The organism is Pseudomonas sp. PGPPP4 (assembly GCF_002256045.1).
GTDB classification, from domain to species: Bacteria; Pseudomonadota; Gammaproteobacteria; order Pseudomonadales; family Pseudomonadaceae; genus Chryseomonas; species Chryseomonas oryzihabitans.
Genome location: NZ_NKID01000004.1, coordinates 357806 through 383822 on the forward strand (window position 1 = coordinate 357806; position 26017 = coordinate 383822).

Genomic DNA, 26017 nt, shown 5'->3' on the forward strand with positions numbered 1-26017 from the left:
CTGTCGGCAGGGGGTGAAAGGCCCGCAGATGCGGGCCTTTCCAGGGTGACGGATCAGTTGAACAATCCGTAGAAGAACAGGCGAATGCTATCCCACAGGCGACGGAAGAGGCCACCCTCCTCGACCGGCTGCAGCGCGACCAGGTCGGCGGTGTGCACCACCTTGTCATCCAGCTTCACCTCGACCTTGCCGATCACCTGGCCCTGGGCGATGGGTGCGATCAGCTGCGGATTGAGCACCATCTCGGCATGCAGCTTCTTGGCCTGACCGCGCGGCAGGGTCATGGTCAGGTCGTTGGCCAGACCGGCCTGGACTTCGCGGCTGTCACCCTTCCATACCGGCGCCTTGGCCAGCTCGGTGCCCTTCTTGTAGAAGGACTGGGTCTCGAAGAAGCGGAAACCGTAGGTCAGCAGCTTCTGGGTCTCGGCGGCGCGGGCCTGTTCGCTATTGGTGCCGAACACCACGGCGACCAGACGCATGCCGTCGCGCACGGCCGAGGCCACCAGGCAGTAGCCGGCTTCGTCGGTGTGGCCGGTCTTCAGGCCGTCGACGGTCTTGTCGCGCCACAGCAAGAGGTTGCGGTTGGGCTGCTTGATGTTGTTCCAGAAGAATTCCTTCTGGGAGTAGATGGCGTAGTGCTGGGCATCGGCGTTGATGATGGCGCGTGCCAGGATCGCCATGTCGTGGGCCGAGGAATAGTGATTCGGATCCGGCAGGCCGGTGGCGTCCATGAAGTGGGTGTTCTGCATGCCCAGCTTCTGCGCGGTGGTGTTCATCATGTCGGCGAAGGCGTCTTCGCTGCCGGCGATGTGCTCGGCCAGGGCGACGCTGGCGTCGTTGCCGGACTGGATGATGATGCCGTGCAGCAGGTCACCGACCGACACCTGGGTGCCGACCTTGATGAACATCCGCGAACCGCCGGTACGCCAGGCGTGCTCGCTGACGGTGACCATGTCCGATTCCTTGATGCGACCCCGGTTGATTTCCAGGGTGGCGATGTAGGCGGTCATCAGCTTGGTCAGGCTGGCCGGCGGCAGGCGCTGGTCGGAGTTGGATTCGGTGAGCACGGCGCCGCTGTTGGCATCCATGAGAATCCAGGCCTTGGCGGCCAGCTGGGGCGCCGCCGGAACCATTGTCTCGGCCGCCCAGACGGCCGGGACACAGGCGATCGTTACTAGGAGGAGCAGGCGTCGAGCGAGTTTTGCGATTGTCATCCGAATCTCTGAAAGGTTGGGGTATGGCAGGAGCAGCGGACCCAGACCGCACGGTCCACGGCGATCCGCGCGAGGCGGATCACGACGGCTGGGGCCGGCGACTGGGCGTCATGAAGCATCCCTGCTTCAATCCGGTTGCACGAGAGACGCCTGACCCAGGCGGGCCACGCGTACGCTGTTCTGAAGCTGGGAGACCTCAGCCGGCTGGACCGGTCCGAGGCGGACCCGATGCAAGGTCTGCTGGTTGCGCACCGTCGAACTGATGAACACCGGGGCACCGGTCAGGTCGCTGAGCTTGTCCTTGAGCAATTCCGCAGCGTCCGGATTGGCGAAGGCCGCCACCTGCAGATAGAGCCCAGCGGCTGGGACAGAAACGTTTTTTTTTGCGTCGAAGGCCGCGGGCGTCACCGGCTCGGCGTGCTGGTTGACCGGTGGCGTATAGGTCTCGATGGCGCCGAAGGTCTGGGTCTCGGTGGTCTTCTGGGCCACCGGCGCCTGGCGCGGCTGGGCCAGCACCATGGGCACCGCCTGGCCGCGCTGGGCCCAGTACTGCTGCGGATCTATGCCTTCGACGCTGACCCGGGCAGTGCCGATCTCGGCGTAGCCGAGCTTCTTGGCGGCGGCGAAGGACAGGTCGATGACCCGGTCGGAATAGAAGGGACCGCGGTCGTTGACGCGCAGGATCACGCTGCGGCCGTTGTCCAGGTTGGTGACCCGCACGTAGCTGGGCAACGGCAGGGTCTTGTGCGCCGCGGTCATGCCATAGAGGTCGTAGGTCTCGCCGTTGGCGGTGGCCTGGCCATGGAACTTGGTGCCGTACCAGGACGCGGTGCCGGTCACGCGGTAGTTGCGCGAATCGGTCAGCGGGAAATAGGTCTTGCCCAGTACGGTGTAGGGATTGTTCTTCAGCGGCCCGTTGTAGGGCATGGGCACGGCGTCGGGAATGCGGCTGACGTCCACGTCCCACCAGGGCGCGCCGTCACGGTGCGGACGCAGGTAGCCACCCGGTCCGGCCACGCCCTTGCTGGTCGGCTTGGGCGCCTGGCTGGAACAGCTCACCAGCAGCAGGCCGAGGCCCAGGCAACCGGCCAGGCGCGCCAGGGCAGTCAGGCGCATCACGGCTTGGCACCCTCGGCGGCATGGCGCTCGGCGATGGCATTGGCCAGATCGGTCACCGCCATGGCGTACATGACGCTGCGGTTGTATCGGGTAATGGCGTAGAAATTGGGCAGGCCCATCCAGTACTCCGGTCCCTTGTCTCCGTCGAGGCGGAACGAGGTTACACGCAAATCGTCACGCAGGGCAGGGTCTTGGGCGTTCCAGCCCAGGGCGCGCAACTCGGCGACGCTCTTGACCGGCTCGATGCCGGCCACCACGCCCTCCTCCACCCGCTCGCCGCTGACCTGGGCGCGAATGGCGGTAGGACCGCGCCCGGACCAGCCGTGGCGCTTGAAGTAGTTGGCCACGCTGCCGATGGCGTCGGTGGGATCGGACCAGATGTTGATGTGGCCGTCGCCGTCGAAGTCCACCGCATAGGCGCGGAAGCTGCCCGGCATGAATTGCGGCAGGCCCATGGCGCCGGCATAGGAACCGGTCAGGCTGAGCGGATCGACCTGCTGCTCGCGGGCCAGCAGCAGGAATTCGCGCAGCTGGCTGCGGAAGAAGGGCGCGCGCGGCGGATAGTCGAAGGCCAGGGTCGAGAGCGCGTCCAGCACCCGGTAGTTGCCGGTGTTGCGGCCGTAGAAGGTTTCCACGCCAATGATGGCGACGATGAACTGGGCCGGCACGTCGTATTCGCGCTCGGCGCGGGCCAGGGCCTCTTCGTGGGCCTTCCAGAACTCGACGCCCTGGGCGATACGCCGATCGGTGATGAAGATGGGGCGGTATTCGCTCCAGGGCTTGACCCGCTCGGCCGGTCGCGAGATGGCGTCGAGGATGGCCTGCTTGCGCTCGACCTCGCCGAACAGCGCCTGCAGCTGTTCCGGGGCGAAGCCATAGCTCTGACTCATCTCGGCGATGAAGTCGCGCGTCAGCGGTGCCGCATCGTAGTCACCCGCGACGACGCCGGTCGTCACGCCCATCGCACCCGCGAGCCCGAGGCTCAGCAGGCAGCGACGCATCCATCCCATTGTCGGCATCTAACCCTTCTTTGTTGCGTGTTAAACCTGGGCGATCCACTTGCGGTGCGTGTGGATCGACATCAAAACTCCGAACCCGGTGAACAATGTGACCACCGAGGTGCCGCCATAGCTGATGAATGGCAGCGGTACGCCCACCACGGGGAGCAGGCCGCTGACCATGCCGATGTTGACGAAGACATAGACGAAGAAGGTCATGGTCACGCCGCCGGCGAGCAATTTGCCGAACAACGTCTGGGCCTGCACCGTGATGGTCAGGCCGCGACCGATGAGCAGCAGATAGAGCACCAGCAGCAGGCAGACGCCGACCATGCCGAACTCTTCGCCGAGGACGGCAATGATAAAGTCCGTGTGACTTTCCGGCAAAAAATCCAGATGAGACTGGGTACCCAGCAGCCAGCCCTTGCCGAACACCCCGCCCGAGCCGATGGCGGCCTTGGACTGGATGATGTTCCAGCCGGCACCCAGGGGGTCCATCTCCGGATCGAGGAAGGTCAGGATCCGGCGCTTCTGGTAGTCGTGCAGGACAAAGAACCACATGGCCACCGCCAGGGGCACCGCGGCGCTCACCGCGCCGATCAGCCAGCGCCACTGCAGGCCGCCGACGAACAGCACGAAGCCGCCCGAGGCCAGCACCAGCATGGCGGTGCCGAGGTCGGGCTGGTCGAGGATCAGCACGAAGGGCACCACCACCAGCGACAGGCTGATGACGCTGTGCTTGAAGTTGGGCGGCAGACTGCGCTTGGACAGGTACCAGGCCATCATCATGGGCATCAGGAGCTTCATGAATTCCGACGGCTGGAAGCGGATGACCCCGGGAATGTTGATCCAGCGGGTGGCGCCCATGGCGTTGTGGCCCATGACGTCCACCACCACCAGCAGGGCCACGCCGATCACGTAGCCCAGGGGCACCCAGCGCGCCATGAAGCGGGGTTCGAGCTGGGCGACGACGGCCATGGCCACCAGGCCGAGGCCAAAGGAGCTGGCCTGCTTGAACAGCAGGTCGAGATTGCGGCCACCCGCGGAATAGAGCACGAACAGGCCGGTCGCCCCCAGCATCAGCAGCAGGATCAGCAAGGGGCCGTCGATGTGCAGGCGCTGCAGCAGGGTAGCGCGCCGCTTCATCACGTCCCCTTCGGGGATGGTGCGATCGAAGTTGGGAGCAAGACTCATGGCTGCACCTTGGTCGCGGCGGCGGCAGTGGCCGCGGCGGGATTGGGCTTGGCGTACTCGGCCTTGAGATGGCCCTGCTCATCGAGCAGCCAGGCATCCAGCACCTGGCGAACGACCGGGGCGGCTACGCCGCTGCCCGATTCGCCGTTCTCGACCATCACCGCCACGGCGATCTGCGGATTGTCGGCCGGGGCGAAGGCGACGAACAGGGCGTGGTCGCGATGGCGCTCCTTGAGCGCGGCCGAGTTGTACTTCTCGTTCTGGCGAATGGCGACCACCTGGGCGGTACCGCTCTTGCCGGCGATGCGGTACTGGGCGCCGACATTGATCTTGTGCGCAGTGCCGCGTGGATTCTGCACCACCATTTCCATGCCGTGGACGGCCCTGTCCCAGTAGGTCGGGTCCCTGAGATCGATGTCGGGCATGGGATTGCTGTCCACCGGCGGCTGGCCGTCGAGGGTCTTGGCCAGGTGCGGACGGATCCACTTGCCATGGTTGGCGATCAGGGTGGTGACCTGGGCCAGCTGCAATGGCGTGGTCTGCATGTAGCCCTGACCGATACCGAGGATCAGCGTCTCGCCGGGAAACCAGGCCTGGCGGCGGGTGGCACGCTTCCACTGCCGCGACGGCATCAGCCCCGGTGCCTCCTCGAACATGTCCAGGGAGACCTTCTGGCCGAGACCGAACTTGCCCATGTACTCGGAGAGCCGATCGATGCCGATCTTGTGGGCGAGGTCGTAGAAGTAGGTGTCGTTGGATCTCATCAGCGCCATGTCGAGATCCACGTAGCCATCGCCGCCGTGGTTCCAGTTGCGATACTTGTGATCGTAGTTGGGCAACTCGTAGTAGCCCGGATCGAAGACCCGCGCCTGGGGCGTGGTGGCGCCGGTATCGAGACCGGCGATGGCCACCGCCGGCTTGATGGTCGAACCGGGCGGATAGAGGCCACGCAGCACCCGGTTGTAGAGCGGGCGATCGATGGAGTCGCGCAGCTCGGAATATTCCTTGAAGCTGATCCCGGTCACGAAGGGGTTGGGGTCGTAGCTCGGCTGGCTGACCATGGCCAGCACCTCGCCGGTCTTGGGCTGGATGGCGACGATGGCCCCGCGACGCCCGCCCAGGGCGGCTTCGGCGGCGGCCTGCAGGCGCGAGTCGATGGTCAGGACGATGTCCTTGCCGGGCTTGGGGTCGGTGCGATTGAGCACCCGCAGGACCCGGCCACGGGCGTTGGTCTCGACTTCTTCGTAGCCCACCTCGCCGTGCAGCTCGGGCTCGTAGAAGCGCTCCACGCCGGTCTTGCCGATGTGGTGGGTGCCGCTGTAGTTGACCGGATCCAGGCGCTTGAGCTCCTGTTCGTTGATCCGCCCGACATAGCCCACCGAATGGGCGAAGTGCTCGCCCATGGGATAGTGGCGCACCAGCTGCGCCGTCACCTCGACCCCGGGCAGGCGGAACTGGTTGACGGCGATCTTGGCGATCTGCTCCTCGGTCAGCTCGAACAGCACCGGCACCGGCTCGAACGGCCGCCGACCCTGCTTCATGCGCTTCTCGAAGAGTTCGCGGTCTTCCTCGGTCAGGCCCAGGACCTGCACCAGGGTATCGAGGGTCTGCCGCCAGTTGTCGGCCCGCTCCCGGGTGATGGTCAGGCTGAAGCTGGGGCGGTTGTCAGCGACAATGATGCCGTTGCGGTCGTAGATCAGGCCGCGGGTGGGCGGAATCGGCTGGACATGGACCCGGTTGTTTTCCGACAGGGTCGAGTGGTAGTCGTGCTGGATGACCTGCAGGTAGTACATGCGCGCCACCAGTACGCAGGCGAGCACGAGAAAGAGCACCGCCCCGACGGTCACGCGGGCGCGGACGAGCTGGGCGTCTTTCTCGTGGTCCTTGAGGCGTATGGGTTGCGACATCGCAGGTACGGACTACTTGTGATACGGATGGCCGGCCAGTACGGTCCAGGCGCGATAGAGCTGCTCACCGACGAGGATGCGCACCAGCGGATGCGGCAGGGTCAGCGGCGAGAGCGACCAGCGCTGTTCGCTGCGCGCCTGCACCTCGGGAGCGAGACCCTCGGGACCGCCGACCATGAGGTTGACGGTCCGGGCTTCCAGGCGCCACTGCTGGAGTGTTTCAGCCAGTTGCTCGGTGCTCCAGGGCTTGCCGGTGACCTCCAGGGTCACCACGCGCTCGCCCGGCTGCACCTTGGCCAGCATGGCCTCACCCTCCTGGCGGATCAGCCGGGCGACGTCGGCGTTCTTGCCACGGGTCTGCAGCGGGATCTCGACGAGTTCCAGCGGCAGTTCCGGCGGCAGACGCTTGACGTACTCGTGCCAGCCCTCTTCGACCCAGCGCGGCATGCGCGAGCCGACGGCGATGAGACGCAGGCGCACCGGGCTTATTCGCCGTGAGCGGCGCGGCTCTGCTCGGCACCGCGCCAGAGGCGCTCAAGGTCATAGAACTCGCGGGTGGTCGGCAGCATCACGTGGACGACCACGTCGCCCAGGTCCAGCAGCGCCCATTCGCCGCCTTCCAGGCCTTCGCTGCCCAGCGGGCGCACGCCCTGCTGCTTGACCTTTTCCAGCACGTTGTCGGCCAGCGACTTGACGTGGCGGCTGGAGGTGCCGCTGGCGATGACCATGATGTCGGTCACGCTGGTCTTTTCCCGCACGTCCAGGGAGATGATGTCCTGGGCCTTCATGTCTTCCAGGGCGGCGATGGCCACCTGGACGAGTTGTTCGCTTTGCATGGTGTAGCTCTTACCTCGGTTCGGAGGACGCCGGATAGAGGCCGTGCGTCCGGATGTAGTCAAGCACGGCATCGGGCACCAGGAAGCGGATCGACTTCCCGGTGGCCAAGAGGCCGCGGATCTGGGTGGCGGACACCGCGAGCGGGTTCTGCCAGATAAAGGTGATCTGCCCGCCCGGCCCCTTGAGGGCCTGGGGATCGGGCTGACTGCGCGCCGCCAGGAAATCGCGCAATTCCTGGCAGGGCTCGCTGTCGGCGTCGGGTCGTTGCAGGACCAGGATGTGGCACAGCTCCAGCAACTCGCGCCAGCGGTGCCAACTCGGCAGGCCGCAGAAGGCGTCCCAGCCCAGCATGAGCAACAGCTGCACCTCATCGCCGAGTTCGGCGCGCAGGCTTTCCAGGGTCTCTATGGTATAGGAGTGGCGCGTCCGGCGCAGTTCCCGGTCATCGACCACCAGGGTCGCGACGTCGGCCACCGCCAGGCGCACCATCGCCAGCCGATCCTCGGCGGAGACGCTGGGCGCCTCGCGATGGGGCGGCCGGGCGCTGGGGATCAGCCGCAATTCGTCCAGCGCCAGGGCCTCGGCCACCTCCAGCGCCGCGCGCAGGTGACCGATGTGCACGGGATCGAAGGTACCGCCGAACAAGCCGATGCGGGTGGGCAGGCTGCTCATCAGCTGCGGACGTGACCGTCGCCGAAGACCACGTATTTCTCGCTGGTCAGTCCTTCCAGCCCCACCGGCCCACGGGCGTGCAGCTTGTCGGTGGAGATGCCGATCTCGGCGCCCAGGCCGTATTCGAAGCCGTCGGCGAAGCAGGTCGGGGCGTTGACCATGACCGAACTGGAATCGACTTCGGCCAGGAAGCGGCGCGAGCGGCCGAGGCTCTCCGTCACGATCGCATCGGTGTGATGGGAACCGTAGTGGTTGATGTGCTCGATCGCCTGGTCCAGGCCATCGACGATGCGAATCGACAGGATGGGCGCCAGATATTCGGTGGACCAGTCGGCCTCGGTGGCGGGCACAGCCTGGATCAGATCACGCACCCGCTCGCAGCCCCGCAGCTCCACGCCCTGTTCTTCGAAGCGGCGTGCCATGGCCGGCAGGAAGGCCTCGGCCACCTGGGCATCGACCAGCAGCGTTTCCATGGCACCGCAGATGCCATAGCGGTAGCACTTGGCGTTGAAGGCGATGGACTCGGCCTTGGCGAGATCCGCAGCCGCGTCGACATAGACGTGGCAGATACCGTCGAGGTGCTTGATCACCGGGACGCGAGCGTCGCTGCTGATGCGTTCGATCAGATTCTTGCCACCGCGCGGCACGATGACGTCGACGAACTCGGGCATGGTGATCAGGGCGCCGACGGCAGCCCGGTCGGTGGTTTCCACCACCTGAACCGCCGCAGCGGGCAAGCCGACCTTGGCTAGGCCTTGCTGAATGCAGGCGGCGATGGCGCGATTGGAGCGAATGGCTTCTGAACCACCACGCAGAATGGTGGCGTTGCCCGACTTCAGGCAGAGACTGGCCGCGTCGATCGTCACGTTGGGGCGGGATTCATAGATGATGCCGATGACCCCGAGCGGCACGCGCATCTTGCCGATCTGGATCCCAGAAGGCCGGGCGCTCAGGTCACGAACGGCGCCTACCGGATCCGGCAAGGCGGCAACCTGCTTGAGGCCGTTGATCATTGCGTCGATACGCGCCGGCGTCAGCGTCAGTCGATCCAGCAGCGCCGCTTCGAGCCCCGCAGCCGTGGCGGCCGCGACATCCTCGGCGTTGGCCGCGATCAACCCTTCACGATCAGCGCCCAGGGCGTCGGCAATGGCGTTCAGCGCCAGGTTCTTCTGGCCAGTGGACGTACGCGCGAGGACCCGCGACGCGGCACGGGCAGCCTGGCCAAGACGGGTCATGTAGGCGGAGACGGACTCGGTCATGGTCGGCGGCCTGCGAAAGACGGTGGGAAAGCCGCAGAGTATAGCGTCGCCGGGCCCTGCGCGGCCAGCGCCGAGGGGCCTGGCGATGGCATTCGCCTGCTCGATTTGGTTGACTCGCCACGGCCTGTCGGGAATCATCCGCGGCTGTATTTGCCGTTCAGCTTGCGTTCAGCTATTCCCTTATAGCCGAAATCGTCCCCAGCTCTGCGCCAGGTGCTGCAGCGACGCCTACCAGTCTTCACGGAAAGAACCATGCCCAAGCACCTCACCTTGTCCCTTGGTCTGCTCGCCCTGCTGATCCATGCCGACGCGACCTGGGCCGCCGCTGCCGATGCCGCACCGAGCGCAGCCGCCGTCCAGGCCCTGGAAGCCCAGCTGAAGAAGACGCCCCAGGACCCGGATGCCCTGGGCAAGCTGGGCAGTGCCCGGCTGGCGCAGCAGCGCTGGACCGATGCCGAGCAGTTGCTGACCCAGGCCGTGCAGAAAGGCGGCAAGACCTGGCAGCCGGCGCTGGACGAGGCGCGCTATCACCACCTGCTGGAACGCGCCCATGCCGCCGAGAACAAGCGCGAGCTGGACCAGGCGCGGGATCTCAGCGTGGAAGCCATCCGCCTGAAGCCCGAAGCGGTCGAGGCGCAACTGTTCCTGGCCGGCATCCAGAGCCAGAAGCGTCAGTGGGAGCTGGCCGAGGCCACCTACCGCCAGGTGCTGATGCGCGAGCCGGCCAACGTCGATGCCTACTACGGACGCATCGCCGCACTCAACGAGCTGGGTCGCACCGAAGAGGCCATGCAACTCACCAAGAACCTGCAACCGAGCGCCCAGACCCAGGTCAAGGGCCTGGATCGCCTGCGCGCCGGCCAGGCCATGCAGGAAGCCGAAGCCGCCGAGGCGCGGGGCGATCTGCAGAGTGCCTCGCGCCTGCTGGAACAGGCACGCAAGGAGTCCCCGGAGGATCCCTGGCTGCGCCTGGCCCAAGCCCGTCTGGAAGTCCGCCAGGGCCGGCCGCGCGCCGCCCGCGATCTGGTGGACAGCCTGGTCAAGGATGGCGCCCAGCGCCCCGAGGTGCTCTATGCGAGTGCCCTGCTGTCCAACGAGCTGGGTGAATACCCGCGCGCCATGCAGACCCTGATGCGCATTCCCCAAGCGCAGCGTTCGCCGGACATGAACGCCCTGGCCGCGCGCATCACCTTCAACGAACAACTGGCCGAGACCGTGGCCCTGGCCAAGCAGGGTCGCCGCGAGGAAGCGCGCAGCCTGATGCAGCGCCTGGAAGCCCGCGCCGGTCGCAATCCGGATCTGATCGGCGACCTGGCCGAGGCCTTCGCCACCGCCGGCGATCCAGAGCACGGCCTGGCCCTGCTCAAGCCGATGATCAGCGGCGATACCCGCCCGGCGCCCGCCATGCAGCTGCACTACGCCAGCATCCAGCTGCAGCTGAACCAGGACCAGACCGTGGGCAACGTCCTGCGCGACCTGCAGGGCGTGGTGCTCGACAGTGGCGAGAAGCAGCAGTACGACGACCTGCTCGCCCGCTATCGCATCCGTCAGGCCGACCGTCTCACCGATCAGGGCAAGCTGGCCGCCGCCTACGACACCCTGGCCCCGGCGCTCAAGGCCCGTCCCGACGACAAGGCCGCCCAGGCCGCCCTGGCGCGCATGTACCTGGCCAGCGGCGACACCCAGAAGGCCCGCCAGCTCTATCGCGACGTGCTCAGCGACCAGCCGAAGGACGCCGAGCTCTATCTGGGCGCCGCCGAGATCGCCGCCAAGTCCCAGGACAGCGTCACCGCCCGCCAGTACCTGGACCAGGCGGTCAAGCTGGGCCAGAGCGATCCCCTGGTGCTGCGCCGCGCCGCCCTGCTCTACCGCGACATCGGCATGGCCGGTACCGCCACCGGCCTGCTGGAGCAGGTGGTGCAGGTGGAGCGCAAGGATCGCGAATCCGCGGCCCGCGCCGCCGGTGCCAGCGACAACCCCTTCGCCGCCCTGCCCGGCCAGACCCGCAGCGCTGACGCCCTGGCCGCCGTTCCGGCCGCCGCGGGTGGCAACGCCGGCAGCGCCGACTACGCCTGGAGCGATCCGCTGCAGGCGCAGAAGGCCGCCAACAACCCCTTCAGCGACCTGTCCGTGGTGCCCACCAGCAGCCTGTCGAGCAGCCTGGCCACCGAGCAGATCCTCGGCCAGCTGCAGCGCGAGCGGAGCATCCGCATCACCCAGGGCCTCAGCGTACGCAGCTACGACCCCAGTGGCAGTTCGCGCCAGACCACCGTCAGCGCGCCGCTGGAGATCTCCTTCCCCGCCGGCGACCAGCGCCTGGCCGTGCGCATCACCCCGACGCGCATCAACGACAGCAGCAGCGACGGCAGCCAGAAGGAAAACGGCGTGGCGGCGTCCATCGCCGTGGAAGACGCCGGCCGCGGCCTCAAGGGCGACATCGGCGTCTCGCCGGTGGGCCTGAGATACAGCACCGTGGTTGGTGGCGCGACCCTGGAGCGCCCGCTGAGCAGCCTCAGCGAGAACCTGCTCTATGCCCTGAGCGTATCGCGCCGTTCGGTGACCGATTCCCTGGCGTCCTACGGCGGCATCCGCGATCCGCGCACCGGCCAGGAGTGGGGCGGCGTCACCGCCAACGGCGGCCTGGCGCGGCTGAGATACGACGACGGTCGCTACGGCTCCTACATCTATGGCGCGGCCCATCGCCTGACCGGCCATGACGTCAAGGACAACGACCGCTTCGAGATCGGCACCGGGGTCTACTACTACCTGCGCAATGGCCCGGACAGCCTGTTCACCGTGGGCCTCTCGGCCACCGCGATCGGCTACGACAACAACCAGAACCACCTGACCTACGGTCATGGTGGCTACTTCAGTCCGCAACGCTACTTCGCCATCGGCGTGCCCCTTGTGTGGGCGCAGCGGGGCGATCTCTGGGCCTACCAGGTGCAGGGCATGCTGGGCGTGCAGACCATTCGCCAGGACGCCGCGGATCGTTATCCGGACGACGCCGCCCTGCAGGCGGCCGCGGAAGCCGCCGGCCAAGGCCAGTACGGCAGCAAGAGCAAGACCGGCGTGGCCTACAGCCTCTCCGCCAATGGCGAATACCGCCTCAGCGGGCAATTCGCCCTGGGCGGTCGCCTGGGTCTGGACAACGCCCAGGACGAGCGCGACGTCAACGGCAACCTCTATCTGCGCTACTTCTTCGAAGAGCAGGAAGGCCGACCGCAACTCTCGCGGCCGCAGCCCTACCGCTCGCGCAACGAGGAATAAGCAAAAGGCCCGCACCCGCGGGCCTTTTTCTTGCCGCCGGCACCCTGCCCAGCGCCGCCGAAACGACCGCTCATCCCCGCGTTCGTCGCCAGCGCGACCGCCCCGTCCCCGCGCCACGCCTTTCGTCCGCACGACGCCAGGCGTGCCGTTGACGGGTGCTCGAGGTGATCTAAACATTGCAGCGAGCCGGCGCTGAAAAGCGAGACGATCCGTTCGCTCCGCTTCGATGCCCGCATACGCATTTTCAATTGGTGCGTCACGAACCTCGCGTGACAGTATTCGCAAAAATGACACCTAATGGCTTTTGGCCATAAATTTGACGTCAAGCCCCTGCCTAGCCCCTTACCTTTTCGGAAGCCGCCATGGTCCGTTCGCTGGATATTGCCAATCTGTTCCGCTCCTTCGGTGGCGATCCCCAGCGTTACCACGAATTCGAAGCTCCCGAGCCGCTGCCCTATGAGGCAACCTTGCCAACCGCACCGCAGCTGCAGCCTGCGCCGAGCGCCCAGGCCGAAGCGGTCATCACGGTGGCCGAGGCGGCCGCTCAAGCGGAACCGGGCGCCCTGCCCCCGCTGTCGCGGAAGCTGGCGCAGCTGCACAGCAGCCGCCAGGCCAACCAGGCGGTCGTCGCCCTGGACCAGGCGCTGAGTCGCACGCTGCCGCGGCTGGCCGGTCCAGTGCTGGCACTGATGTCGGCCCGGGGCGGCACCGGCAAGACTATGATCGCCGCGGGCCTGGCCCAGGCGCTGAGTCGCAGTGGCCAGCCAGTGCTGCTGGTGGAGCTGGACAGTCAGAACGTGCTGTCTTCGCTGTTGCTGCAGGAAGCGTCGTCCACCACCGGTTCGGTCAGGGCGCCGCTTTCCGTCTGCCTGGCGGTGGACGAGCGCCTGCGCCTGGTGCCCTTCGGCGCCCCCGACGAGCTGGATCTGCAGGCCCTGGAGCAGGCCCTGGCCACCGACACCCAGTGGCTGACCCGCCGCCTGCAGGCGCTGGACGTCCCGGCCGACACCCTGGTCATCCTCGATTGCCCCACGGGCTCGACGCCCCTGAGTCGTCAGGCCCTGGCCCTGGCCACCCGGATCCTGGGGGTGACGACCGCGGATGCGACCGGTTACGCCAGTCTGCCGCGCCTCGAACGCCAGTGGCAGCGCTGCAGCGGCCAGGTCACTCCGCTGCACCTGCTCAACCGGGTCGATCCCGCCCGCCCCCTGAGCCAGGACATCGCCGCCATCGTGGCGCAATCCTGGGGCGAACGCCTGCTGGGCGTACTGCCGGAAAGCCCCGATCTGGAGCAGGCCCTGGCGCTGGGCCAGGGTCTGGCCAGCGTCCAGGACGCCTGGGCGCGTGGCCTGGCCGAGCTGGGCGAGGCCTTGCTCGGCGATCTCCGCTCGCCCGTGCCGCACGCCGCGCACGCCTAGCCATGAGCTTTCTCGACCGCCTGGAACAGGTTCGCCAGCGCCGCGCGGCGCACGCTACCGACGCCCTGCCGGTGTCGCCCGCGGCGCCGCTGTGGCTGCAGCTGCTCGCCTGGACGACGGCCGCGCTGCTCGGCGCCCTGCTGGTGAGCGTGCCCCTGGCACTGGAAGAACAGGCGGCGTTCGCCGTCGGCTGCTTCGGCGCGGCCCTGCTGCTGCGCCGGCTGCCCGGACGGCTGCCGGTGATCGCGCTGATCCTGCTGTCGCTGCTGGCGTCGCTGCGCTATCTCTACTGGCGTCTGACCAGCACCCTGGGTTTCGAGACGCCGCTGGAGATGGTGCTTGGCTACGGGCTGGTGGCCGCCGAACTCTATGCCCTGGCGGTGCTGGTGTTCGGCTATCTGCAGACCATCTGGCCGCTGCGCCGCACGCCGGTCCCATTGCCCGCCGACCCGGCCGCCTGGCCCACCGTGGACGTCTTCATCCCCACCTACAACGAAGCCCTGAGCATCGTGAAGCTGTCGATCCTGGCGGCCCAGGCCATCGACTGGCCACGCGACAAGCTGCGGGTGCACGTGCTCGACGACGGCCGTCGCGAGGACTTCCGCCACTTCTGCGCGACCGCCGGCGTCTCCTACCTGGTGCGCGAGAACAACGAGCACGCCAAGGCCGGCAACCTCAATGCGGCGCTCAAGGTGACCGACGGCGAGTACATCGCCATCTTCGATGCCGACCACGTGCCGACCCGCTCCTTCCTGCAGGTCTGCCTGGGCTGGTTCCTCAAGGATCCGCAGCTGGCCATGCTGCAGACCCCGCACTTCTTCTTTTCCCCGGATCCCTTCGAGAAGAATCTCAAGACCTTTCGCACCGTGCCCAACGAGGGCGAGCTGTTCTACGGCCTGGTGCAGGATGGCAACGACCTGTGGAACGCCACCTTCTTCTGCGGCTCCTGCGCGGTGATCCGGCGCACCATGCTGGAAGAGGTCGGCGGCGTGGCCACCGAGACGGTGACCGAAGACGCCCACACCGCGCTCAAGCTCAACCGGCTCGGCTATAACACCGCCTACCTGGGCATTCCCCAGGCCGCCGGTCTGGCCACCGAGAGCCTGTCGCGCCATATCGCCCAGCGCATCCGCTGGGCCCGCGGCATGGCGCAGATCTTTCGCATGGACAATCCGCTGCTGGGCAAGGGCCTCGCCCTCGGCCAGCGGCTCTGCTACCTCAACGCCATGCTGCACTTCTTCTATGGCCTGCCGCGGCTGGTGTTCCTTACCGCACCGCTGGCCTATCTGCTGTTCAGCGCGCAGATCTTCCATGCCTCGGCGCTGCTGATCACCTGCTATGTGCTGCCCCATGTGCTGCACTCGAACCTGACCAACTCGCGCATCCAGGGCGAATTCCGCCACTCCTTCTGGAACGAGGTCTACGAGACGGTGCTGGCCTGGTACATCCTCAGGCCCACGCTGCTGGCGCTGATCAACCCGCGGCTGGGCAAGTTCAACGTCACCGACAAGGGCGGCATCATCGCCAGCGACTACTTCGACTGGGAGCTGGCACGCCCCTACATCGTGCTGCTGGCGCTCAATCTGCTCGGCCTCGGCGTGGGGATCGGCCGGCTGCTGTTCGGCGATCCCGAGGCGGTGACCACGGTCGCCATCAACCTGGTCTGGACCCTCTACAACCTGGTGATCGCCAGTGCCGCGGTGGCCGTGGCGAGCGAGACGCGCCAGGTGCGCGCCGAACCCCGGGTGGCCGCCACGCTGCCGGCCGGACTCGTGCTCGCCGATGGCAGCCGCCTGGAGTGCAGCACCCTGGACTTTTCCCAGAGCGGCATCGGCCTGAAGTTGCCCGCGGGTCTGCACCTGCCCGAAGGCAGTGCGGTAGAGGTGGAACTCAGTCGCAACGGGCGCAGCCGTCGCTTCCCGGCCACCGTGGCCTTCAGCCGCGCCGGCGCCGTGGGCACCCGCTTCGCCGAACTCAGCGTGACCGAACAGCGCGAGCTGGTGCGCATGACCTTTTCCCGCGCCGATCTCTGGGCCGAGGCCTGGGGCAATCACCGCCCGGATTCCCTGCTGGGCTCGCTGCGCGAGGTCAGTCTGATCGGTCTGCGCGGCATCGCCGATCTCAATCGCAACGTCTGGCGCCTGAGCCGACCTTCCCGGCGCACGGCGCCCTCCTCTTCCGCCCCCCTGGACCGCCCATGACCGTGTCGCTTCGTCTTGCCCCCCTGCTGCTCGCCACCCTGGGTGCCGCGCCCGCCTTCGCTCTGGCCCAGAGTGCGCCGCCGGTGGCCGTGGCCGGCAGCGGCTACGACAACAGCTTCAAGCAGCTTGGCGCGGTCTATCCCTTCAATCTGCGCGGCATCGACAGCCGGGACGGGGTCGGCTTCGACATCCGTGCCGACGAGATCGTCAGCGCCGCCAGGGTGACGCTGAACTACACCTATTCCCCGGCGCTGCTGCCGGAGTTGTCCCAGCTCAATGTGCTGGTCAACGACGAGGTCGCCGCCAGCATTCCGCTGCCCAAGGAAGGCGCCGGCACGCCCCAGACCCGGGTGGTGGACATCCCGCCGCGGCTGATCACCGAATTCAACCGGCTGAGCATCCAGCTGATCGGCCACTACACCATGCAGTGCGAAGACCCGCTGCACTCCAGCCTCTGGGCCAAGGTGAGCAATGGCAGCCGCCTGGATATCCAGGTCAGTCGCCTGGACCTGGCACCGGACCTGGCGCGCCTGCCGCAGCCCTTCTTTGATCGCCGCGATGCCCGGCAGCTGGAACTGCCCTTCGTCATCGCCGGCGCGGCCGACAACGGCACCCTGGAGGCCGCCGGCACCCTGTCCTCTTGGTTCAGCGCCCTGGCCAGCTATCGCGGCGCCCACTTTCCCAGCAGCCAGAACGCGTTGCCGGCCAAGGGCAATGCGGTGGTGCTGGTCACCAGCGAGGAGCGCGCCAAGACCCTCGGCCTGAGTCTGCCGGCACCGGCGACGGCGCGGGTCGACATCCTGGCCAATCCCTTCGATCCCCAGGGTCAGCTGCTGGTGATCTCCGGTCGTGATGCCAACGAACTCAAGCGCGCCGCGAGCGCCGTGGCCCTGGGTCACCAGACCCTCTCCGGCCAGAGCATGACCTTCGACACCCTGCAGGCGCTGCAACCGCGCAAGCCCTACGATGCGCCCAACTGGCTGCCCAGCGACCGACCGGTACGCCTGGGCGAACTGGCCACGCCCAAGCAGCTGGCCGTCTCCGGCTATGACTCGGGTACCGTGAGCGTGCCGCTGCGACTGCCGCCGGATCTGTTCCTCTGGCGCAACGAGGGGCTGCCGCTGCACCTCAGATACCGCTACACCCCACAACCGGTGGCGACCAATTCCTCGCTGCTGGTGAGTTTCAACGACCGCTTCGTGCAGTCCATCGCCCTGCCGTCCCAGGAACACCTGGACCAGGGCCTGCTGAGTCTGATCAAGGACGAGGAACTGCCCCGCGAAGCCGAGGTGCGGCTGCCGCTGGAGGGCGAGGCGCTGCAGGCCCGCCTGCAATTCCGCTTCATGTACGACTATCTCAAGCAGGGCGAATGCCGCGACGTCATCATCGACAACATGCGCGGCACCCTGGAACCGGATTCGACCCTGGATCTCTCCGGCTATCGGCATTTCATCGCCCTGCCCAACCTGGGCGTGTTCAAGGACAGCGGCTTTCCCTTCACCCGCCTGGCGGACCTGAGCGAAACCGCGGTGATCCTGCCCGATGCACCCAGCGCCGCGGAGATCGACACCTACCTCAACGTGCTCGGCCGCTTCGGCAGCTCCACCGGCTACCCCGCCACCGCGGTCACCGTGGCCCGTGCCGGCGAGGTCGACGGCCTGGCCGACAAGGACCTGCTGCTGATCGCCGGCGGCGCCGACCAGCCGCTGCTGCAACGCTGGGCCGCCCAGCTGCCCGCCGGCTTCACCGGCAACGGCCAGCGCTTCGAGGTTTCCGACCTGGCGTTCAAGCTGCGCCAGTGGTTCAGCAGCGACAACGCAGCCAGCCTGGAACGCAGTCGCGCAGCCTTGAGTGCCAGTGGCGGCGCCGGTACGGCCTTCGTCACCGGCTTCGAATCGCCGCTCAAGAGCGGTCGCAGCGTGGTGGCCCTGATCGCCGCCCGCCCGGAGGGCCTGGCCGACATCAGCCGCGCCCTCACCACCCGGGAAGACTATGCCCAGGCCTTGCAGGGTAGTCTGGCCACGGTGCGTGGCCAGCAGGTGGAAAGCCTGGTGGCCGACGAGACCTATCACGTCGGCAGCCTCGGGCCGCTGCTCTACGTCCGCTGGCAACTGGCTCGCCATCCGCTGTTGATGCTGGGCCTGAGCGCCCTGGGCGTGGCCCTGCTGGCCGGCCTGCTCCATGCGGCGCTGCGCGCCCGCGCCCGTCAGCGACTGGAGCGCTAGACCATGACCCGTGCACCGCTGCTGGCTACCCTGCTGACCGGTCTGCTGCTGCCGCCACTGACCCAGGCGGCCGGCACCCCCGAAGCGCTGCTCATCGAGCAGGGTCACTTCTGGCAGGCGCGCAAGAATGCGCCCCGCGCCCAGGAGACCTGGAACAAGCTGCTCGAACTGGATGCGCAGCAGCCCGAGGCGCTGTACGGCCTGGGACTGATCGAGGTGCAGGCCAACCGGCTGCCGGCCGCCCAGGCCTATCTGCGCCGCCTGCAAGCGCTCAAGCCCGTGCCCCAGCAGGCCCTGCAACTGGAGCAGGACATCGCCCTGGCCAGTGGCGACAACCCGCAGCGCCTGGTGGATGCCCGCCAGCTGGTCAGCGAAGAAAAGCCGGTGCAGGCGCTGGCGCTCTATCGCCAGCTGTTTGGCGGCCGCCTGCCCCAGGGTGATCTGGCGCGGGAGTACTACGACATCCTCGCCTACACCCCCAATGGCTGGCAGGAAGCCGGTCCGGGCATCGAGCGTCTGCGCAAGCTGCAACCTGGCGATCCGGCGCTGATGCTGATCCAGGCCAAGCACCTGGCGCGCTTTCCGGCCAGTCGCAGCCGTGGCATCCAGGCCCTGGCGGAGCTGAGCACACGCAAGGACATCGGTGGCGAAGCCGCCGAGTACTGGCGCCAGGCCCTGGTCTGGAGCGGTCCGCCCGGTCCGGCCGAGGCGCCACTGTTCGAGGCCTATCTGCGCCAGCACCCGGATGACGCCGAGTTGCGTGCGCAGCTGGAAAAGGGCCGTGCCCTGAGTCGCAGCGGCGGTCTGGATCCGCAACTGGCCCGCGGTATCGAAGCCTTGCGCCGCAATGAGCTGGGCGCCGCCGAAAGCGCCTTCCAGGCGCGCCTCAAGGTGGCGCCGGAGGATGCCAATGCCCTGGGCGGACTGGGCATCGTCCGTCAGCGCCAGGAACGCTTCGACGAAGCCGAAGCGCTGCTGAACCGCGCCATCCGCCAGCCGGGCGGGGCGCGCTGGCAGGCGCCGCTGGCCGAGGTGCGTTACTGGGCACTGCTCGCCCAGGCCCGCAAGGCGCAGCAGGCCAACGACTTCAGCACCGCCCGAGCCCGCGTGGAGCAGGCGCTGCGGCTGGACGCCAAGCGCCCGGAAGCACCGCTGGCCCTGGCCGGACTGCAGGCCCAGACCGGTCAGCTGGACGCCGCCGAGGCCGCTTATCGACGGATCCTGCAACAGGATCCGCGCAATCTCGAAGCCCGTCGGGGCCTGATCGACCTGCTCGCCGAGAGCGAACGTCCGGCCGAGGCCCTGCGCCTGCTCGACACCCTGACCCCGGCCGAACGCGCCAGGCTCGGCAACTTGGATCGGCTCAAGGCCACCCAGGCCCTGCAGGAAGCCAAGCTGGCCGAGGGCCGTGGCGATCTCCAGGGGGCCCGTCGCGCCCTGGAAGACGCCCGACGCGCCGATCCGGAGGATGTCTGGACACTGCTGGCCCTGGCCCGCCTGCAGCTGCGCCAGGGTCAGGAGGCGGCCGCCCGCCAGACCCTGGACAGCGGTCTGGCCAAGGATCCCCAGCGCCCGGAAGCGCTCTATGTCCGCGCCCTGTTCGCCCTGGAGCAGCGGGATCCCACCGCGGCGCGCGCGCTGCTCGGGCGCATCCCGCCGGCCCAACGCACGCCGGCCATGACGGGGCTGGCCACCGATCTCGACTTCGATGCCCGGGTAAGCGCCGCCCGTGACCTGGCCCGCCGCGGCCAGCAGCAGGCCGCGCGCCGCCAGCTGGCGGCCCTGGAGCCGCAAGCCGGCGAGCGCCCCGCCGCCCTGGGCGGCCTGGCGGCGGCCTATGCCGAGGCCGGTGACCCGCAACGCGGGCTGCGCCTGCTGCGCGATGTCCTGGCCCGCGAACGCACGCCCGATCCCGCCCTGCGCCTGCAATACGGCGAGGTGCTGCTGCGCAGTGGCGCCGACGAGGAGGTCAACGCCCTGCTGCACGATCTGCAGGGACAGCGCCTGACCACCGCGCAGCGCCAGGGCTATGACGACCTGCTCTATCGCTACCGGGTGCGCCAGGCCGACCAGCTGCGCGAGCGCGGCGATCTGGTCACCGCCTACGACACCCTGGCGCCGGCCCTGGCCCAGCGCCCGGACGACGACCTGGCCAACGCCGCCCTAGCGCGGCTGTACCTGGCCAACGGCGAGGCCGACAAGGCGCTGCGCCTCTATGAACCCCTGCTGCGCCGCGCCCCCGACAATCCCCGCTTGCAACTGGGTGCGGCCGATGCCGCCGTGCGTGCCCGGGACAACGCCTATGCCGAGCGCGCCCTCGATCGCGCCGTTACCCTGGGCGCCGACGACGTCGGGGTGCTGACCGAGGCCGCGCGCCTCTATCGCGCCCTGGGTCGCGACGGCCGGGCCACCGAGCTGCTGCGCCAGGTGGTCGCGGTGGAGCGCCGCGACGCCGAAACCGCGCGGCCCCTGGCCAGCGCCCCGGCCAACCCCTTCGGCCCGCGCCGCGGCAGCGCCACACTGGCCAGTCAGGCCATTCCGCCGACCGCCGACCAGTTGCTGGCGGCGGCCAAGGCCGCGCCCCTGGTGGACGCGCCCGTCGCTCCGCAGGACAGCGCCGCCGAGCGCGCCCTCGACGACCTGCTGCAGACCCGCAGCGCGCGGATCACCCAGGGCCTGACCGTGCGCAGCAACGACAACGAACGCGGCCTCGGCAAGCTCACCGACGTGGAAGCGCCGCTGGAGATCGACTTCCCGCTGGGCGATGTGCGCCTGGCCGTGCGGGTCACCCCGGTCAGCCTGACTGCCGGCAGTGTCGGCAGCGACGCCCGCAGTCGCTTCGGTGGCGGTCCGGCCGCTACCCAGGCCGCGCCGGACGCCTCGCCGGGCAGCCAGAGCGACAGCGGCGTGGGCCTGGCGGTGGCCTACAGCGATCCCCAGCTCGGCCTCAAGGCCGACGCCGGCACCACGCCCCTGGGCTTTCTCTATGCCACCCCGGTGGGCGGGGTGAGCCTGGAGCGACCGCTGACCGACCACAGCCGCTACAGCCTCTCGGCCTCGCGCCGGGCGGTGCTCGACAGCCTGACCTCCTTTGCCGGCAGCGAAGACGCCCGCACCGGCCAGCAGTGGGGGGGCGTGACCGCCAATGGCGTGCGCGGCCAGCTCGGCTACGACGACAGCCAGTTCGGTGCCTATGCCTATGCCTCCTGGTATCGGCTGCTGGGCAACCATGTCGCCGACAACAGCCGCACCGAGCTGGGCACCGGGCTGTACCGCTACCTGATCAACAGCGAAGACAGTCGCCTGACCCTGGGCCTGTCCCTCACCGGCATCGCCTACGACAACAACCAGGCCTTCTTCACCTACGGCCATGGCGGCTACTTCAGTCCGCAGCGCTTCTATGCCCTGGGCGTGCCCCTGACCTGGTCGCAGCGCACCGATCGCTGGACCTGGCAGCTGCGCGGCGCGGTGGGCCTGCAACGCATCGAGCAGGACGGCGCCGACTTCTATCCGACCGACGCCCGCCTGCAGGCCGCGGCGAGCCAGGCGCTCGGCGCTCCGGCGGTCTATGGCGGCCAGAGCAAGACCAGTCTCGGCTACAGCCTCTATGGCGCCACCGAGTACCAGCTCGGTCGCCAGCTGTTCGTAGGCGGCAACCTCGGCGTCGACAACGGTCGCGATTTCCAACAGCTCAATGGCGGCGTCTATCTGCGCTATGCGCTGGAACCCCAGGACCGTGCACTCGCCCTGCCGGTCAGTCCCTATCGTTCTCCCTACGACAACTGATTCACGGAGCTCCCATGGCAGCCAGCCTCCTCACCGGCCTCACCATTCTCATGATCGGCGACAGCCATCTGGCCACCCCCGACTACCTGATCGGCACCCTGCAGGACAGCCTGGTGCAGCAGGGCGCCAAGGTGCACACTCTGGGTATCTGCGGCACCAACGCCGGCGACTGGCTCAAGGTCACCCCCGGCACCTGCGGTGGCGCCGAGCGACGCAACGGCGACAAGGCCGTGGTGCTCGGCGGCAAGGCGGCGACCCAGCCGATCAATGAACTCATCGCCGCCGACAAGCCCGATCTGGTGCTGATCGTCATGGGCGACACCATGGCCAGCTACACCAACCCCAGCTTTCCCAAGACCTGGGTCTGGCAGCAGACCACCAGCCTGACCAAGGCCATCGCCGCCACCAAGACCCACTGCGCCTGGGTCGGTCCGACCTGGGGCACCGAGGGCGGCAAGTACGGCAAGACCTTCGAGCGGGTCAAGCTGATGTCCGGCTTCCTCGCCAGCAACGTCGCGCCCTGCAGCTACATCGACTCCCTGAGCTTCGCCAAGCCCGGCCAGTGGGCCACCATCGACGGCCAGCACCTCACCGGCCCGGGCTACAAGTCCTGGAGTTCGGCCATCGTCGACGCCCTGAACAAACTGCCCGCCGACAAGCTCAAGGGAGCCGCCCAGTGAAGGCCCTGCTGCTGCTCGGTCTGCTGGTGGGCGCGGTCGCCCAGGCCGAAGTCTCTCTCTATCCCACCGGCCCCAGCGAAGACTCCGCCTTCCTCAGATTCGTCAACGCCGGCAGCGAGCCCCTGACCCTGCTGGCCTCCGGCTCCGCCGCGCGGCTGCAGGTGGAGGCCGCCAAGCCAGTGTCGGACTACCTGACCGTCCCGGCCACCAAGGCGATCAAGGGCGAACTGGTCCAGGGCGCGGCCAAGGTCCCGCTGGAGCTGACCGTCGCCGCCGGCGAATTCGCCACCCTGGTGGCGCTGCCCGGCACGCCGCTGGTGCAGCGCGTGGTGCGTGAGCAGCCCGACGACTTCAATGCGCTCAAGGCCTCGCTGGCCTTCTACAGCCTGGACCCGCAGTGCGCGACGCCCGGGCTGCAGGCCGCCGGTCGTAATGCCGACATCTTCAAGGACGTGGCCGACGGCACCCTGCAGCGCCGCAGCCTCAACGCCGTGGCGCTCAAGGTGCAGCTGACCTGCGCCGGCCAGGCCACCGGTGAGGCGCTGGACCTGGGCGAACTCAAGGCCGGCGAGCGCTACAGCGTGCTGCTGCTGCCCGGTGCCAAGGGCCCACGACTGCTCGCCGCCCAAGACAGCATCGCCCGCTAAGGACAGCTTCTCGATGGTCTTCGCCTCCCTGGAATTCCTCACCCTCTTCCTGCCGCTGTTCCTGCTGGTCTACGCCCTGGCGCGGCCCGGCGGGCGCAACGCGGTGCTGCTGGTGGGCAGCTGGCTGTTCTATGGCTGGCTGAGTCCGCTGTTCCTGCTGCTGCACATGGCCCTGGCGCTGCTGGCCTGGGTCGGCGGCTTGCTGGTGGACCGGGCGCGGGAAGGCTCGAAGACCCGGCTACGGCTGCTCGCCGGGCTGATCGTGATCAACCTGGCGGTGCTCTGCTGGTACAAGTACGCCAACATCGTCGCCGCCACCTGGAGCCAGGTGCTGGTGACCGCCGGCGCCCTGCCGCTGGACTGGCAGAAGGTGGCCCTGCCGGCCGGGCTGTCCTTTATCGTGCTACAGGCCATCTCCTACCTGGTGGACGTCCATCGCCACGTGGTGCCGGTGGAGCGCAGCTTCGTCAACTACGCCACCTACATCTCCATGTTCGGCCATTCCATCGCCGGCCCGATCATCCGCTACGACTGGGTGCGCCGCGAACTCAACCAGCGCTGGTTCAATCGCGAGAACTTCGCCCTCGGCGCGCGCCGCTTCATGATCGGCCTGTGCATGAAGGTGCTGGTGGCCGACACCCTGTCGCCGCTGGTGGACGTGGCCTTCCACCTCGACCAGCCGTCCTTCGTCGACGCCTGGATCGGTTGCCTGGCCTATTCGCTGCAACTGTTCTTCGACTTCGCCGGCTACAGCGCCATGGCCATCGGCCTGGGCCTGATGCTGGGCTTCCACTTCCCGGAAAACTTCAACCGGCCCTATCTCGCCCGCAGCATCCAGGACTTCTGGCGACGCTGGCACCTGTCGCTGTCCAGCTGGCTGCGCGACTACCTCTACATCTCCCTGGGCGGCAATCGCGGCGGTCGCTGGCGCACCTATCGCAATCTCTTCCTGACCATGGCCATCGCCGGTCTCTGGCACGGTGGCGACAGCTGGAACTACCTGCTCTGGGGCATGCTGCACGGCCTGGCGCTGTGCCTGGACCGGCTCTGGGACGAACTCGGCGGCTGGCCGCTGCCGCGGCCCCTGGCCCATGGCCTGACGCTGCTGTTCGTGGCCCTGGCCTGGACGCTGTTCCGCGCGCCGGACTTCGCCACGGCGCTGTCGCTGTACGCCGGCCAGTTCGGTCTGCACGGTTTCGCCCTGGGCGATGCCCTGGCCGTGACCCTGAGACCGGTACACGGACTGGCCGCCGCCCTGGGCGTGGCCTGCATCCTGGCTCCGTTGTGGCAGGCGCGGATCAAGGCGCGCCTGCCCGGCAGCGCCCTGCTGCGCGCCCTCGGCGCCGCCTGGCCGGTGGCCGGCTTCCTGCTCTGCTTCGCGCTGATCGCCAGTCGCGAAGCCGTGCCCTTCCTCTACTTCCAGTTCTGAGGCCGCCGTCATGAGCGCTCCCGCCCTGCCGCCCTCGCCCGCACCACAACCGCCCAGCGCCAGCAGCGTGCGGCTGGCCCCGCTCGCCGGAGTGGTCTTCGCCCTGTTCCTGGCGATCGGCCTGCTGTCCTGCGCCTGGGCGCTGCTCACCGATCGCCTTTCGCTCTGGCCGGAAAGGGTGGATCGCCATGCCCTGCTCGAAGGCGAGATCACCCACCACATCGCCAAGGAACTGGCAAAGGCGCCGCTGCCGGAAGCGGCCGCCCGCCTGGAGCGCGGCGTCAGCTGGCTGCTGCTGGGCGACAGCGGACCGCGGGTGCGCCAGGGCTGTCCCGGCTGGCTGTTTCTCGCCGAAGAATTCGAGGTCTCGCGGCAGGCCGCCGCCAATGCCCGGGCCCGCGCCCAGACGGTGATCGAACTGCGCCAGCAACTGGCCGCCCGGCACATCCAGTTGCTGGTCGCCGTGGTGCCGGACAAGAGTCGCATCGCCGCCGACCAGCTGTGCGGACTGCGACGCCCGGCCGCCTTCGCCAATCGGGTCGCCGACTGGACGCGGATGCTGAGTGCCGCGCGGGTACCGGTGCTCGACCTGACCCCGGCGCTCACGCCCCTGGGCAGCGCCGCCTTCCTGCGCACCGACACCCACTGGAACGAAGCCGGTGCCGAGGCCGCGGCCCGCGCCCTGGCGCTGCGCATCCAGGCGCTGCCCTTCCAGGCCAGCCCGGCACGGGCCTTCACGCGCACACTGCTGGCGCCGGCACCGCGACCCGGCGACCTGGTGCGCCTGGCCGGCCTGGACTGGCTGCCGCCGCGCCTGCAGCCGACCCCCGAGGTGCTGCGCCTGACCCAGGTCGACAGCCGCGCCGCGGCCGGCGCCAGCGATGACCTGTTCGGCGATGGCGACCTGCCCAACGTCGCGCTCATCGGCACCTCCTTCTCGCGCAATTCCAATTTCCTGCCGTTCCTGGAGCAGGCCCTGGGCGCCAGCGTCGGGCGTTTCGCCAAGGACGGCGGGCATTTCGCCGGTGCGGCGCGGGACTACTTCGCCAGTCCCGCCTTCCGACAAACCCCGCCACAGTTATTGGTCTGGGAAATTCCCGAGCGCGATTTACAATCCCCCGGCCCCGAGGCGTTGCGTCTCGATCCGCGTCCTTGAGGCAA

At 68.4% G+C, this 26017-nt stretch carries 18 protein-coding genes; 9 read left to right on the forward strand and 9 right to left on the reverse strand.

Translation table 11 applies throughout. The features are described from left to right. Positions 1-53 precede the first annotated feature (53 nt). The 9 genes from CFE50_RS09845 to CFE50_RS09885 all read right to left on the reverse strand — a co-directional run bounded on the left by CFE50_RS09845 (position 54) and on the right by CFE50_RS09885 (position 9200). Entirely contained in the window at positions 54-1214 is a 1161-nt protein-coding gene (locus tag CFE50_RS09845; RefSeq protein ID WP_007159663.1) for a D-alanyl-D-alanine carboxypeptidase family protein, read from the reverse strand. Between the two features lie 126 nt (positions 1215-1340). Then, a complete protein-coding gene (locus CFE50_RS09850) occupies positions 1341-2330 on the reverse strand; it encodes a septal ring lytic transglycosylase RlpA family protein (RefSeq protein ID WP_286733360.1) in 990 nt (329 codons plus the stop codon). Next, on the reverse strand, positions 2330-3352 hold the full coding sequence (mltB, locus tag CFE50_RS09855) for a lytic murein transglycosylase B (RefSeq protein ID WP_286733104.1): 1023 nt from the start codon (positions 3350-3352) through the stop codon (positions 2330-2332). Before mltB ends, CFE50_RS09850 begins: the two co-directional genes overlap by 1 nt. Positions 3353-3373: 21 nt before the next feature. Continuing rightward, positions 3374-4477 (reverse strand): rod shape-determining protein RodA, encoded by a 1104-nt coding sequence (rodA, locus tag CFE50_RS09860; protein WP_085982634.1) that lies wholly within the window; start codon positions 4475-4477, stop codon positions 3374-3376. 44 nt (positions 4478-4521) lie between these two features. Next, positions 4522-6432 (reverse strand): penicillin-binding protein 2, encoded by a 1911-nt coding sequence (mrdA, locus tag CFE50_RS09865; protein ID WP_241807728.1) that lies wholly within the window; start codon positions 6430-6432, stop codon positions 4522-4524. A 12-nt stretch (positions 6433-6444) separates the two neighbouring features. Next, positions 6445-6912, reverse strand: coding sequence for a 23S rRNA (pseudouridine(1915)-N(3))-methyltransferase RlmH (gene rlmH, locus CFE50_RS09870; RefSeq protein WP_007159668.1), 468 nt, complete (start codon positions 6910-6912; stop codon positions 6445-6447). Positions 6913-6917: 5 nt separating this feature from the next. Beyond that, a complete protein-coding gene (rsfS, locus tag CFE50_RS09875) occupies positions 6918-7268 on the reverse strand; it encodes a ribosome silencing factor (RefSeq protein ID WP_007159669.1) in 351 nt (116 codons plus the stop codon). A gap of 10 nt (positions 7269-7278) precedes the next feature. Beyond that, entirely contained in the window at positions 7279-7941 is a 663-nt protein-coding gene (gene nadD, locus CFE50_RS09880) for a nicotinate-nucleotide adenylyltransferase (protein ID WP_027597202.1), read from the reverse strand. Continuing rightward, on the reverse strand, positions 7941-9200 hold the full coding sequence (locus CFE50_RS09885) for a glutamate-5-semialdehyde dehydrogenase (protein WP_241807729.1): 1260 nt from the start codon (positions 9198-9200) through the stop codon (positions 7941-7943). Before CFE50_RS09885 ends, nadD begins: the two co-directional genes overlap by 1 nt. Positions 9201-9452: 252 nt before the next feature. Here CFE50_RS09885 and CFE50_RS09890 point away from each other — a divergent pair, with 252 nt between their 5' ends. The 9 genes from CFE50_RS09890 to CFE50_RS09930 all read left to right on the forward strand — a co-directional run bounded on the left by CFE50_RS09890 (position 9453) and on the right by CFE50_RS09930 (position 26012). Beyond that, entirely contained in the window at positions 9453-12470 is a 3018-nt protein-coding gene (locus CFE50_RS09890) for a cellulose biosynthesis protein BcsC (protein WP_286733115.1), read from the forward strand. Between the two features lie 362 nt (positions 12471-12832). Then, positions 12833-13888 carry a cellulose synthase operon protein YhjQ/BcsQ gene (locus CFE50_RS09895; protein ID WP_286733117.1) on the forward strand — a complete coding sequence of 352 codons (1056 nt, stop codon included), beginning with the start codon at positions 12833-12835 and terminating at the stop codon, positions 13886-13888. A 2-nt stretch (positions 13889-13890) separates the two neighbouring features. After that, positions 13891-16089 (forward strand): UDP-forming cellulose synthase catalytic subunit, encoded by a 2199-nt coding sequence (gene bcsA / locus CFE50_RS09900; protein ID WP_286733121.1) that lies wholly within the window; start codon positions 13891-13893, stop codon positions 16087-16089. After that, positions 16086-18314, forward strand: a complete 2229-nt coding sequence (gene bcsB, locus CFE50_RS09905) for a cellulose biosynthesis cyclic di-GMP-binding regulatory protein BcsB (RefSeq protein ID WP_241807733.1) — start codon at positions 16086-16088, stop codon at positions 18312-18314. Before bcsA ends, bcsB begins: the two co-directional genes overlap by 4 nt. Before the next feature lie 3 nt (positions 18315-18317). Beyond that, positions 18318-22100, forward strand: a complete 3783-nt coding sequence (locus CFE50_RS09910) for a cellulose biosynthesis protein BcsC (RefSeq protein WP_286733123.1) — start codon at positions 18318-18320, stop codon at positions 22098-22100. A 14-nt stretch (positions 22101-22114) separates the two neighbouring features. After that, a complete protein-coding gene (locus CFE50_RS09915) occupies positions 22115-22780 on the forward strand; it encodes an SGNH/GDSL hydrolase family protein (protein ID WP_027597207.1) in 666 nt (221 codons plus the stop codon). Continuing rightward, positions 22777-23427 (forward strand): alginate O-acetyltransferase AlgF, encoded by a 651-nt coding sequence (locus tag CFE50_RS09920; protein WP_241809960.1) that lies wholly within the window; start codon positions 22777-22779, stop codon positions 23425-23427. The genes CFE50_RS09915 and CFE50_RS09920 overlap by 4 nt, the downstream gene beginning before the upstream one ends. Positions 23428-23440: 13 nt before the next feature. After that, positions 23441-24856 (forward strand): MBOAT family O-acyltransferase, encoded by a 1416-nt coding sequence (locus tag CFE50_RS09925; protein ID WP_286733126.1) that lies wholly within the window; start codon positions 23441-23443, stop codon positions 24854-24856. Positions 24857-24866: 10 nt separating this feature from the next. Then, positions 24867-26012, forward strand: a complete 1146-nt coding sequence (locus tag CFE50_RS09930) for an alginate O-acetyltransferase AlgX-related protein (protein WP_286733128.1) — start codon at positions 24867-24869, stop codon at positions 26010-26012. Positions 26013-26017: the final 5 nt, after the last annotated feature.

What these genes read in the sequence shown, in the direction of transcription:
- mltB (WP_286733104.1), bottom strand. Translation starts at nt 3,352, where the DNA reads ATGCCGACAATGGGATGGATGCGTCGCTGCCTGCTGAGCCTCGGGCTC.
- bcsB (WP_241807733.1), top strand. Translation starts at nt 16,086, where the DNA reads ATGACCGTGTCGCTTCGTCTTGCCCCCCTGCTGCTCGCCACCCTGGGT.
- CFE50_RS09845 (WP_007159663.1), bottom strand. Translation starts at nt 1,214, where the DNA reads ATGACAATCGCAAAACTCGCTCGACGCCTGCTCCTCCTAGTAACGATC.
- mrdA (WP_241807728.1), bottom strand. Translation starts at nt 6,432, where the DNA reads ATGTCGCAACCCATACGCCTCAAGGACCACGAGAAAGACGCCCAGCTC.
- CFE50_RS09890 (WP_286733115.1), top strand. Translation starts at nt 9,453, where the DNA reads ATGCCCAAGCACCTCACCTTGTCCCTTGGTCTGCTCGCCCTGCTGATC.
- CFE50_RS09925 (WP_286733126.1), top strand. Translation starts at nt 23,441, where the DNA reads ATGGTCTTCGCCTCCCTGGAATTCCTCACCCTCTTCCTGCCGCTGTTC.
- rsfS (WP_007159669.1), bottom strand. Translation starts at nt 7,268, where the DNA reads ATGCAAAGCGAACAACTCGTCCAGGTGGCCATCGCCGCCCTGGAAGAC.
- nadD (WP_027597202.1), bottom strand. Translation starts at nt 7,941, where the DNA reads ATGAGCAGCCTGCCCACCCGCATCGGCTTGTTCGGCGGTACCTTCGAT.
- CFE50_RS09895 (WP_286733117.1), top strand. Translation starts at nt 12,833, where the DNA reads ATGGTCCGTTCGCTGGATATTGCCAATCTGTTCCGCTCCTTCGGTGGC.
- rodA (WP_085982634.1), bottom strand. Translation starts at nt 4,477, where the DNA reads ATGAAGCGGCGCGCTACCCTGCTGCAGCGCCTGCACATCGACGGCCCC.
- CFE50_RS09910 (WP_286733123.1), top strand. Translation starts at nt 18,318, where the DNA reads ATGACCCGTGCACCGCTGCTGGCTACCCTGCTGACCGGTCTGCTGCTG.
- bcsA (WP_286733121.1), top strand. Translation starts at nt 13,891, where the DNA reads ATGAGCTTTCTCGACCGCCTGGAACAGGTTCGCCAGCGCCGCGCGGCG.
- CFE50_RS09930 (WP_286733128.1), top strand. Translation starts at nt 24,867, where the DNA reads ATGAGCGCTCCCGCCCTGCCGCCCTCGCCCGCACCACAACCGCCCAGC.
- CFE50_RS09850 (WP_286733360.1), bottom strand. Translation starts at nt 2,330, where the DNA reads ATGCGCCTGACTGCCCTGGCGCGCCTGGCCGGTTGCCTGGGCCTCGGC.
- CFE50_RS09915 (WP_027597207.1), top strand. Translation starts at nt 22,115, where the DNA reads ATGGCAGCCAGCCTCCTCACCGGCCTCACCATTCTCATGATCGGCGAC.
- CFE50_RS09885 (WP_241807729.1), bottom strand. Translation starts at nt 9,200, where the DNA reads ATGACCGAGTCCGTCTCCGCCTACATGACCCGTCTTGGCCAGGCTGCC.